Origin of the sequence: Methylobacterium sp. E-045, assembly GCF_022829685.1 — a bacterium.
Taxonomy (GTDB): Bacteria; Pseudomonadota; Alphaproteobacteria; order Rhizobiales; family Beijerinckiaceae; genus Methylobacterium.
This window is the reverse complement of sequence record NZ_JAKSYE010000007.1, coordinates 16,077-27,228: the sequence shown is the minus strand read 5'-3', so window position 1 is coordinate 27,228 and position 11,152 is coordinate 16,077. Positions and strand designations below refer to the sequence as shown.

The 11,152-nt window shown below is 68.8% G+C and carries 6 protein-coding genes; 4 read left to right on the top strand and 2 right to left on the bottom strand.

The window, feature by feature from the left end; translation table 11 throughout:
* Nucleotides 1-394: 394 nt before the first annotated feature.
* Nucleotides 395-2,974 carry a sensor histidine kinase gene (locus MKK51_RS00400; protein WP_243974301.1) on the top strand — a complete coding sequence of 860 codons (2,580 nt, stop codon included), beginning with the start codon at nucleotides 395-397 and terminating at the stop codon, nucleotides 2,972-2,974.
* Nucleotides 2,975-3,048: 74 nt separating this feature from the next.
* Here MKK51_RS00400 and MKK51_RS00395 read toward each other — a convergent pair whose 3' ends face one another.
* On the bottom strand, nucleotides 3,049-4,083 hold the full coding sequence (locus MKK51_RS00395; RefSeq protein ID WP_243974299.1) for a M10 family metallopeptidase C-terminal domain-containing protein: 1,035 nt from the start codon (nucleotides 4,081-4,083) through the stop codon (nucleotides 3,049-3,051).
* Nucleotides 4,084-4,442: 359 nt separating this feature from the next.
* Here MKK51_RS00395 and tsaE point away from each other — a divergent pair, with 359 nt between their 5' ends.
* The 3 genes from tsaE (at nucleotide 4,443) to addB (ending at nucleotide 10,069) form a co-directional block, all read left to right on the top strand.
* Nucleotides 4,443-6,047, top strand: coding sequence for a tRNA (adenosine(37)-N6)-threonylcarbamoyltransferase complex ATPase subunit type 1 TsaE (tsaE, locus tag MKK51_RS00390; protein WP_243974297.1), 1,605 nt, complete (start codon nucleotides 4,443-4,445; stop codon nucleotides 6,045-6,047).
* Nucleotides 6,048-6,182: 135 nt separating this feature from the next.
* Nucleotides 6,183-6,926, top strand: coding sequence for a nucleotidyltransferase family protein (locus MKK51_RS00385; RefSeq protein WP_243974295.1), 744 nt, complete (start codon nucleotides 6,183-6,185; stop codon nucleotides 6,924-6,926).
* Nucleotides 6,927-6,949: 23 nt separating this feature from the next.
* Nucleotides 6,950-10,069 carry a double-strand break repair protein AddB gene (gene addB / locus MKK51_RS00380; RefSeq protein ID WP_243974294.1) on the top strand — a complete coding sequence of 1,040 codons (3,120 nt, stop codon included), beginning with the start codon at nucleotides 6,950-6,952 and terminating at the stop codon, nucleotides 10,067-10,069.
* Here the strand turns inward: addB and dmeF are convergent, their stop codons facing one another.
* Nucleotides 10,070-11,065, bottom strand: coding sequence for a CDF family Co(II)/Ni(II) efflux transporter DmeF (dmeF, locus tag MKK51_RS00375; RefSeq protein WP_243974292.1), 996 nt, complete (start codon nucleotides 11,063-11,065; stop codon nucleotides 10,070-10,072).
* Nucleotides 11,066-11,152 lie beyond the last annotated feature (87 nt).

Genomic DNA, 11,152 nt, shown 5'->3' with positions numbered 1-11,152 from the left:
TCAAGGGCACCCGCACCGAGATCGCTCTCTCCGTCCTCGCCTACAACCTGCTCCGCACCATCAACCTCAAGGCCAAGGCCGCCTGATACCAAAAGAGGCCCCGGTCAAACCGGAGCCTCCAATCAGTTCCCACACAGCCTGTCATCGCCCGGCCTTTTTTCGTCGCATGGTCCGAGCCGCGTCCGCGCCGCGAGTGTGTCCTTTCTGCGCCGATGCCCGGGCAACCGATCGGCAACATGGTGAACTTAAGCTTAACCCTCTTCCGGCAGGATTCCGGCTCGCGCTAGTGTGGGTGATTCCTCATGTGGAGGTAACCCCGCAGCCGCCTTTCGAGGCGTGTGGCGGGTCGGGCGCAGTTGCGCCTCGGCGACGATTCGTAGGGGCGGTACGTGTCATGAGGGTCGATGAAACGGCACGCCTGTACGGGCGTGTCGGCGCTGCCGTCGTCTCTGTCGCGGTCGGTTTCGCGACAGGCCTCGCGATGGTGAGACATGCCGCGGCGGCCTCCGCCGATGGAGCGACTGCGCCGGTGCCGACCGCCGCGACGCTCGGCTCCGGCTATGCCGGCGACCCGTCGTCGTGGGTGTTCGGCCTTCCGCTGCATATGCACAACGCTACCGGCCTCGCGATCCTCATCGGTCTCACGGTCTTCGCGACGATCCTGTCCCTGCTGCATCTGCGCGAGCGCGGGCGGTGGACGCGGCGCGAGCGCGCCCTCATCGCCGACCTGGATACCCTGCGCGGCTCCGAGGACCGGGCCGAGATGCTGCTCAGCTCCGAGCGGCAGGTCATCGTCACATGGTCGGGGCGCGGCGAAGCCATCATCGAAGGCGATCTCACCCTCGCCTTCGACGGCAACCGCGTGAAGCCCGGCCCGGCCGGGCTCATCCTCGCCTTCGGAACCTGGCTGGTGCCGGCGGATGCGGGCGCGATCGAAGCCTCGCTCGATGCGCTGCGCGAACGCGGCGCCGGGTTCCGCATGACGGTGCGGGCCCAGTCGGGGCGGATGATCGACGCGCATGGGCAGCCCTTGGCCGGACGGGCCTTGTTGCGCCTGCGCGAGACCACCGAGGAACATCGCGAACTCGCCGAATTGCGCGAGACCCTCGACGAGACCAAGCGCGGCCTGTCCGCCCTCGCGAGCCTCCTCGACGCGATTCCCCAGCCGGTCTGGCGCCGGAACCGCGATGGTAGCTTGGCCTGGGTCAACACGGCCTATGTCGCCGCCGTCGAAGCCGGAAGCCGCGAGGCGGCCATCGCCGACGGGATCGAACTCCTCGACCGTCAGGCGCGGGACCTCATCGCCCGCGGCGACGGCGACCGGACGGCATCCGGGGGCAGGGCGGCAAAGCGCCTGTCGGCCGTGGTGGCCGGCGGTCGGCGCATCCTCGACGTCACCGAAGCCGTCATCGATTCCGGCCGCGTGGGCATCGCCGTGGACGTCTCGGAACTGGAGAGCGTCCGCGCCGACCTGCAGCGCCAGATGGACGCCAACGTCCGCACCCTCGACCAGCTTCCCACCGCCGTGGCGATGTTCGACGCGCGCCAGCGGCTGATCTTCCACAATGCCGCCTATCGCCAGCTCTGGAGCCTCGATCAGGCTTTCCTCGATTCCGGCCCCCTGGACGGCGAGATCCTCGATCATCTGCGCGCCGCCCGGAAGCTTCCCGAACAGGCCGACTTCAAGGCGTGGAAATCCGACGTGCTCGCCGCCTACCGCGCCGTGGAAGCCAGCGAGACCTGGTGGCATCCGCCGGACGGGCGGTCGCTGCGTGTCGTCGCCGATCCCAATCCCCAGGGCGGCCTGACCTACCTGTTCGACGACGTCTCCGAGAACGTGAAGCTCGAATCCCGCTACAACGCGCTGATGCGGGTGCAGGCCGAGACCCTGGACACCCTCAAGGAACCCGTCGCCGTGTTCGGCGCCGACGGCCGCCTGACCTTCGCCAACCGCGCCTTCGCCACCCTGTGGCGATTGGAGCAGGAGACCCTCAACGAGCGTCCCCGCGTCGATACGGTGATCCAGGCCTGCCGCAAGCTGTCGCCGGACGAGGAGCCCTGGCTCGATATCCGCGGCGCCATCACCGGGCTGGAGAGCCGGGCCGGCCTCACCTGCCGCCTGGAGATCGTGGACGGAACGGTGCTCGACTGCGCCGCCCAGCCCCTGCCGGAGGGGGCGACGCTGCTCACCCTCATCGACGTCACCGCCAGCGTGAATGTCGAACGGGCGCTGACCGACAAGAACGACGCCCTGGAACGGGCCTCGCAGCTGCGCGACACCTTCGTCCACCACGTCTCCTACGAACTGCGTTCGCCGCTCACCAACATCATCGGCTTCACCCAGCTTCTCGGCGACGAGACCGTGGGCGCGCTCAACGAGCGCCAGCGCGAATATTCCGATCACATCATGCGCTCCTCAGGAGCGCTCCTCGTGATGATCAACGACATTCTCGATCTCGCCTCGATCGATGCCGGTTCCCTGGAACTCGCCCGCGAGGTCATCGACGTTCGCTCGACGGTGGAAGCCGCCGCCCGCGGCCTGGAGGACCGTCTGGCCGAATCCGCCATCGGTCTCGATCTCGACATGCCCGACGACATCGGCAGTTTCCTGGCCGACGGAAAGCGCGTGCGCCAGATCCTGTTCAACCTGCTCTCCAACGCCGTCGGTTTCTCGTCGCCCGGTCAGGTGGTTCGCGTCACGGCCAACCGGACGGCGACGGAGCTCATCCTGACCGTGCGAGACGAGGGCCGCGGGATGCCGGAAGACGTCGCCGCGCGGGTGTTCGACCGGTTCGAGAGTCGCACCCTGGGAACCCGCCATCGCGGCGTCGGCCTCGGCCTTTCCATCGTGCGCTCCTTCGTCGAGCTCCATGGCGGCCGCGTGGAACTCGTGTCGAAGCCGGGTGTCGGCACCCGCGTGACCTGTACGTTCCCCGTGAACGTCGCGGAGCCGAAACGCGCGGCGGCGGAATAGGGGAGATCCGGCGTCGCCGTGCCGTGACGGGACCTCTCAGGAACGGTTCCGGTCGCCCGATCGGGACGCGCCGATCACAGGACGAAGTCGGACGCGTGCAAGTCCGCCATGACGTCTCGCAGCAAGATCTGAAAATCCGCTCTGGCGTCGCCCGTCACGTCGCCTTCCAGAACGGTCGAAGGTCCCACTCGAACGGCGCGGAGTTCGCCCGCACGGTGTGAGAAGGCGTCCGATCCGATGAAGCCGAAGGCCTCGTCCCGGATCGCCCCGCTCACCGCCTGGATCGACGACAGGTCGATGAGGTCGTGACCGGACGTGAAATCGGTGATCTGATCGCGGACCTTGCGGCCGACGTCGCTGTCGTCGACGGCCCTGAAGACGAACCGGTCGGCCCCATCGCCGCCGGTGAGGACATCCCGGCCCGGGCCGCCGACGAGGACATCGGCGCCGCCATTGCCCTTGATCGTATTGGCGGCCGAATTTCCCTTGATCAGATTGGCCAGGGAATTGCCGCTCGCATTGATCGCATCGTGTCCGATCAACGTCAGCTTCTCGATGAACTGTCCCGCCAGGGAGAACGAAACGTAGGATTTCACCAGATCAGTTCCCTGATCCTTCAGCTCGACGACGGTATCGTGCCGATTGTCGACGACGTAAGTATCGCTTCCATGGCCACCGACGAGCCTGTCGGCCCCTGACCATCCATTGATGTAGTCCTTGAAGCTCGAGCCGTTGACCTGATCGTCTCCGGCGAAGATTTCCTTGTTCACATCCAATGGATTGGCCGAGAAATAGGGTCCCATGTCGGTCTGGTCGAGATCGAGCACAATGCTGTAAACCCATTCACCACCGGTATGACGGGAAATGGACATGACCGTCCCGAATGATGGATACATGTTTCCGGGATAGAAGAACTCGAATCCATTGACGGATGCCGAATCGCCATTGCTGAATCGGACGGAGTAGCGATCGAACGTGCGACCCGTGACGGCGACGGCCTCGTCGAAGCGATCGAAGATATCGAGCGTCCTGCTGTCCAGGCCGACATCCGCATTGAAGATTGCCATCCGAATCCCCAAAGTCGATCGTCTATAAAGTGAACGGATCACTGCGAGAGAGCAGTGACGATAGCGTCGATTCGCTATTCTGACCAGTAGAATGCATTCGATAGTGATAGATCTGATGGTTCGCGCGGGACCTCCGGGGCGAGCATTGCCTCAGGCGCCGAGCTTTGCGTCCGGTCGCTCGGTTCAAGAGACGAACGCAGTCCATACCCGTCGTGGTCTCCGGGCTCGCGAACGACGACGGCGTCGCTTCGCGGCCGAGCTGGCGGCCGGGGAACAGGATTGGTGCGGCTGGAGTCTCCCCGCGACTTTTCTTCCCCGCCGGGAGTTGGGTTAGGAAGGCTCGGGTTAGGATTGTTGGGCTATGAAGGCATAGGGACCGGCTCTCGGTGAAACGGTCGTCGATGCGAAAGACGGAGAATGTGGCGGTGAGCGAGGACGGTTCGGGCGAGCCCCGGCGCGAGACCAAACCCGCCTGGGCCTTCGTCCTTCCCGACGAAGGCGCCACGGAGGATCTCGGCCGCTTTCTCGCGGAGTTCCTGTTGCCGGGCGACATCGTCGCCCTGTCCGGCGGGCTCGGCGGCGGCAAGACGACCCTTGCGCGGGCGCTGATCCGCGAACTCACGGGCGAGCCGGAGCTCGAAGTCCCGAGCCCGACCTTCACCCTGATCCAGCCCTACGAAGGCAGGAACGGTCGGCAGATCGTCCATGCCGACCTGTACCGCCTGCGCGGGCCGGACGAGCTGGTTGAACTCGGTTTCGACGAGATGACCGAGACCGCGATCACCCTCGTGGAGTGGCCGGAGCGCCTCGGCTCGCGTGACGGGCCGATCCTGTCCGTGGACCTGTCGCTGAGGCCGGAATTCGGTGAGGGCTCGCGCTTTGCCCGCATCGACGGCCAGGGCGGGATGCGGGCGCGCATGCAGCGCGCCCGCGCCCTGCGGGCCCTGCTCGACCGCAGCGGGTGGGACGAGGCGGAACGCGTCCTGATGCAGGGCGATGCCTCCTCGCGCGCCTACGAGCGTCTGGTGAAACCGGACGGGACCAGGGCCGTGCTGATGATCTCCCCGGCCCGGCATGACGGGCCGCCGGTGCGCAACGGCAAGCCGTACAGCGCCATCGTCAAGCTCGCCGAAAGCGTCCACGCCTTCGTCGGCGTCGACCGTGGCCTTCGCGCCCTCGGCTTCTCGGCGCCCCGCATCTACGGCGAGGATCTCGACGAGGGTCTTCTCATCATCGAGGACCTCGGCTCGGAACCGGTGGTGGATGCCAACGGCCCGCGCCCCGAGCGCTATGCCGAGGCGGTGCGGCTGCTGGCCAAGCTCCATGCCACCGAACTGCCCGGGGTTCTCCCCGTCGCCGATGGGGTCGACCACGTTCTGCCCCCCTACGATCTCGAAGCCCTGCTGTTCGAGACCGAGCTCCTGCCGGACTGGTACTGTCCGTCGGTGATCGGCACCTCGGTGCCCCCACCCGCCCGCTCGGAATTCGTGGCGCTCTGGGCCGAGGTGTTGCGTGGCGTCGAGCCGGAACGTCCGACCTGGACCCTGCGCGACTATCATTCGCCGAACCTGATCTGGATGCCCGACCGCGAAGGGCTCGAGCGCATCGGCGTCATCGACTTCCAGGACGCGGTGCTCGGCCACCCCGCCTACGATCTCGCCTCCCTGCTGCAGGATGCCCGCGTCGACGCCACGGCCGAGTTCGAACTGCGCCTGCTCGGCCTCTATGTCCGTGAACGGCGCAGTCGCGAGCCGGATTTCGACATGCAGGGCTTCGCGCGGGCCTATGCGGTGATGGCCGCCCAGCGCGCCACCAAGATCCTCGGCATCTTCGCCCGGCTCGACAAGCGGGACGGCAAGCCGGCCTACCTCGCCCATCTGCCGCGGATCGAGGGCTATCTCGCCCGCAACCTCGCCCATCCGGCGCTCACCCGCATTCGCCTGTGGCACGAGGAGCACCTGCCGCATCTCGTAGCCAAGGCGGTGCCCGACGAGGGCGAAGCCTGAGGCGGCTCTCGCCCGACATCCCGGTCCGACATCCCGGATGGCGGGGACGCGCTTTCGGGCTTGACCCGAGGGGCGAGTTCCCCACGATGCCGCCGCACCCGATGCCATAGCCCTCGCCCCCGAGACGCCGACGGAATGTCCGACAGCCCCGTATCCGCCATCCAGCACGCCTTCGTCCTCGCGGCGGGCCTCGGCAAACGCATGCGGCCGATCACGGCGACCGTGCCCAAACCCCTGGTGGAAGTGGCCGGTCGCGCCCTGCTCGACCATGCCCTGGACAGGGCGGCGGAAGCCGGGATCGGGCAGGCGGTGGTCAACGTCCATTACCTCGCCGACCTGCTGGAAGGTCATCTCGCCCGCCGCGGAACGGCGCCGGCGATTCGGATCTCCGACGAGCGCGACGCCCTCCTCGAGACCGGAGGCGGCGCGAAGAAGGCCCTGCCGCTTCTGGGCACGGACCCCTTCGTCGTGCTCAACTCGGATTCGTTCTGGCTCGAAGGCCCCAAGCCCAATCTCGGCCGCCTCCTCGAGACCTGGGATGCGGAGCGGATGGACATCCTGCTCCTCGTCGCCCCCACGGCGACGAGTCTCGGCTACGAGGGCAAGGGGGATTTCGTCATGAATGCCGGTGGCGCCCTCCAGCGTCGGAGCGAGCGGGAAGTGGCGCCCTTCATCTATGCCGGGGTCGCCATCCTCAAGCCGGAGCTGTTCGCGGATACGCCCGAGGGCGCGTTCTCCCTCAACCTGCTGTTCGACCGCGCCATCGAGCGGGAACGGCTGTTCGGCCTGCGCCTCGACGGCCAATGGCTCCATGTGGGCACCCCCGAGGCGATCGAGGCCGCCGAGGCGCGGGTGAAGGCGAGTGTTCAGGTGCAGTGACGCGGCAGGATCGGAACGACGACATGACCGAATCCCGCGTCTTCACGATCCCCCCCGGCGCCTCGTTCCTGCCGACCCTCGCCGACGCGCTGATCTCCGGCCGTCTCGTGGGGGACGTCGCCGGTGATCCCTTCGCCCTGGCCAGCGTCACCCTCTACCTGCCGACGCGCCGCGCGACGCGGGCCCTGTCCGCGATCCTGGCCGAGCGGCTCGGCAGCGCGCTCCTGCCGCGCCTGATCCCCCTGGGCGAGGCGGACGAGGCCGAACTCGACGTCGCCGCCAATCCCCTGATCGAGAACGGCTCCGACCTCCTCGCCCCGGCGATGCCGCCCCTGGAGCGCCGGCTGATCCTCGCCCGCCTCGTCCAGGCCTGGGCCGAGACCGTCGACCGCAAGCTTCTCCCCATGGGCGACGACGTGCCCTTCCTCGTTCCCTCCTCGCCGGCGGATGCCGTCTATCTCGCCTCCGATCTCGAGAAGCTGATGGATGCCCTCACCGTGGAGGGCGTGGCCTGGACCGAGATCGCCAGCGCGGTGGAGGCCGAGTACTCCCATTACTTCGGGCTCACCCTGGATTTCGTGCGCATCGCCGCCGAGAACTGGCCCAAGATCCTGCATGACCGCGCCTTGAGCGATCCGGTGGCCCGCTCGCGCACGCTCATCCTGGCGGAGGCGACGCGGCTGCTCCGCGACAAGCCCGCCGACCCCATCGTCATCGCCGGTTCCACCGGGTCGGTGCCCGCGACCGCCAGGCTGATCGCGGCCGTCGCCGCCCTGCCGAGGGGGGCGGTGGTGCTGCCGGGCCTCGATACCGACCTCGACGAAGCCGGTTGGGACGCCATCGAGACGGGGGAGGGGGCGGATCGCGAGATCGCCCACGGCCATCCCCAGGCCATCCTGCATCGGCTCCTCGGCCCCGGCTGCCTCGATCTCGCTCGCGGAGCGATCACGGCCCTGGGCCAGCCGACGGAGCGGGACCGGGCGCGGACGGCGCTGCTGTCGCAGGCCCTGCGCCCGGCCGAGACCACCGATGCCTGGTCGGAACTGTCGCCCGAGGCGCGCCGCGCCGCCGCCGATACGGGCATGGCGGGCATCGCGGTGATCGAAGCCGCCGACGAGCGGGAGGAGGCCCTGGCCGCCGCCATCGCCCTGCGCGAGACCCTGGAGACGCCCGGCGCCACGGCCGCCCTCGTCACGCCGGACCGCAACCTGGCCACACGGGTGGCGGCCGAACTCGCGCGCTGGGGCATCGTCGCCGAGGATTCCGCCGGCGAGGCGCTCTCCGTCAGTCCGGCCGGGCGCCTGGCGCGCATGGCGGCCGAGATGGCGGCGGACCTGCAGCCGCATCGGGTGATCGCCCTTCTCTCCCATCCGCTGGTCCATCTCGGCATGACGCGCGACGAGGTCCGGCGCGGGGTGGCGGCCCTCGAGATCGGGGCCCTGCGTGGGCCGGCACCCGCTCCCGGATTCGACGGATTGCGCCGGGTGCTCGTCGATCGGCGGACGGCGACGGGACGCATCCCCCGCGCCCAGCGCCGCCTCGCCGACATCGATTGGGATCTGGCGACCCGGATCGTCGACGGCCTCGAGCAGGCTTTCGACGGGTTCCTTCGGTCCGAGGAGGGGGGACGGGTCGATCTCGTCGCGCTGGGGCGCAGCCATGCCGCGGTCTTCGAACGGCTGATCGCCCCTGCCGAGGGAGACGAGCCGCTGGAGGACAACTCGATCTGTGTCCTCGACACCCTGTTCGACGACCTGTCCACCTCGGAACCGGGCCTGCTGCCGGGACTGCCCCTCGATTACCCGGCCTTCTTCACGGCGCTCGCCCGCGAGCGGGTGGTCACCTGCGGCGGCGAGCGTCCCCATCCCCGCCTGCGGATCCTCGGCCTCCTCGAGGCCCGGTTGCTCGATGCCGACCGTATCGTGCTCGGCGGCCTCGACGAGGGCGTGTGGCCGATGAAGACGGTCACCGACGCGTTCCTCAACCGCCCCATGCGCGAACGCATCGGCCTCAATCCCCCCGAGCGGCGGATCGGGCAGACCGCCCATGATTTCGTCCAGGCGCTGGGCTGCCACGATGCCGTCATCACCCGCTCGGCCAAGCGTGAGGGTGCGCCCACGGTGCCCTCGCGCTTCCTCCAGCGCCTCCAGGCTTTTGCCGGCGAGGCCTGCTGGGACCGCGCCCGCGAGCGGGGGCGGCGCTTCCTCGGCTACGTCGCCGCCCTCGACCGAGGCACCGGCCCGGTGCCGGCGCGCCTGACCCAGCCGAAGCCGAAGCCCGACCCGGCCCTGTTTCCACGGACCTTAAGCGTCACCGAGGTCGAGACCCTGGTGCGCGACCCCTACGTCATCTTCGCCCGCCACGTGCTCGGGCTCGATCCCCTCGAGCCCGTCGCCGGGCGCCCCGGTGCCAGCGAGCGCGGGACGCTGATCCACGCGGTTCTCGGCGATTTCGCCGAGGCCCATCCCGACATCCTGCCCGTCGATGCCGCCGAACGCCTGAACGCCCTGGCGCAGGCGGAATTCGCCGATATCGCCGACACCTTTCCCGAACTCTATGCCGAGTGGTGGCCGCGCTACGGCCGGATCGCCGCCGAGTATCTGGACTGGGAGGCCGAGCGTCGTCCCGCCCTCACGCGGGTGCGGCCGGAGATGTCGGGCCGGTGGGCCCTGCCCATGGGCAAGGAGATCTTCACCCTGCGCGGGCGGGCCGACCGGATCGAGCTGCGCCGCGACGGGACCGCGTGCATCGTCGATTTCAAGACCGGCCAGCCGCCCAGCAACAAGGAGGTCTTCGCCGGCTTCTCGCCCCAGCTCACCCTGGAGGCGGCGATGCTGAAGGCAGGGGCCTTCGAGGGCGTTCCGCGCGGCGAGGCGACGCCGGACCTGCTCTACGTCCACGCCACCGGCGGGCGGAACCCGTTCACTCCCCTCCCGGTCAAGCCGCCGCGCGGCGACCCGCGCACCCTGGACGCCATCGTGGAGGAGCACGAGCGACGCTTCCGGGGTCTCGTCGCCCGCTTCATGGCCGGCGACGCGGCCTATGTCTCGCGGCCCTACCCGAAATTCGCCAAGTCCTACGGCGACTACGACCACCTCGCCCGCGTGCTGGAATGGTCGCTGGCCGGGGAGGGCGAGGGATAATCAAGCCGCGCCCTGCTCCCGCACATGGTTCGGGCATTGGTTCGCCTCCACGGTGATGTGCGAGAGTCCCTCCAGATCGGCGAGCTTCGCCTTGTACGCCGCTGGCGCCTGCGGGTGGTCCGATACGAGGGAGACGATCAGGCCGGTATGGCCGGGGCCGAGGCGCCAGAGGTGGAGATCGGTGATCGTGTCGCCGTTCGTCTCCAGCCGCGTCCGCACGGAGCGAGCGAGACCCCGATCCGGCACCGCATCGAGCAGCGTCGCGCCGGCGGAGCGGATCAGGGTCCAGGACCAGGCGACGATCACCGCCGCGCCCACCAGGCCCATGGCCGGATCGAGCCAGGCGATGCCGAGATAGCGGCCTGCCAGGAGGGCGGCGATGGCCAGCACCGATGTGAGCGCGTCGGCCAGGACGTGGACATAAGCCGCCCGCAGGTTGGTGTCCCCGTGATCGGCATGGCCGTGTCCTCCGTGAGGGGCGTGCCCCTGGTGATGGCTGTGATCGTGCGCGTGATTGTGGTGATGGGCATGGTCGTGCCCGCCGCCGTGGAGCAGCCAGGCGCTGGCGAGGTTCACGAGGAGGCCGAGGATCGCGATCGGCAGGGCCTCGCCGAAGGCGATGGCCTGGGGGCTGTTGAGGCGCAGGATACTCTCATAGCCGATGGCCAACGCGATCATGGCGAGGATGATGGCGCTGGCGAAGCCCGCGAGATCGCCGAGCTTCGCGGTCCCGAAGGCGAAGCGCGGGTCGTCGGCATGCAGCCGGGCGAAGCGATAGGCCAGGGCCGCGATGCCGAGGGCGGCCGCATGGGTGGACATGTGCCATCCATCGGCGGTGAGAGCCATCGACCCGAAGACCGTCCCGCCGACGATCTCGGCCACCATCATCGCCAGGGTCAGCCCGACGACGAGGACGGTCCGGCGCTCGTTGCGCTCATGCGCATGTCCGAGGAAGTCGTGGCGATGCTGCCAGGTCTCGATGCTGTGGCTGTGCATGACGGGGCGTCCTGAGGGAATCGACCGGCCGAACATAGGGCGCTTTGGCGAGAGGATCATCCTTCTCTATGGAGAGGGGGAGCCAAG

What these genes read in the sequence shown, in the direction of transcription:
- MKK51_RS00400 (WP_243974301.1), top strand. Translation starts at nt 395, where the DNA reads ATGAGGGTCGATGAAACGGCACGCCTGTACGGGCGTGTCGGCGCTGCC.
- tsaE (WP_243974297.1), top strand. Translation starts at nt 4,443, where the DNA reads ATGCGAAAGACGGAGAATGTGGCGGTGAGCGAGGACGGTTCGGGCGAG.
- dmeF (WP_243974292.1), bottom strand. Translation starts at nt 11,065, where the DNA reads ATGCACAGCCACAGCATCGAGACCTGGCAGCATCGCCACGACTTCCTC.
- addB (WP_243974294.1), top strand. Translation starts at nt 6,950, where the DNA reads ATGACCGAATCCCGCGTCTTCACGATCCCCCCCGGCGCCTCGTTCCTG.
- MKK51_RS00385 (WP_243974295.1), top strand. Translation starts at nt 6,183, where the DNA reads ATGTCCGACAGCCCCGTATCCGCCATCCAGCACGCCTTCGTCCTCGCG.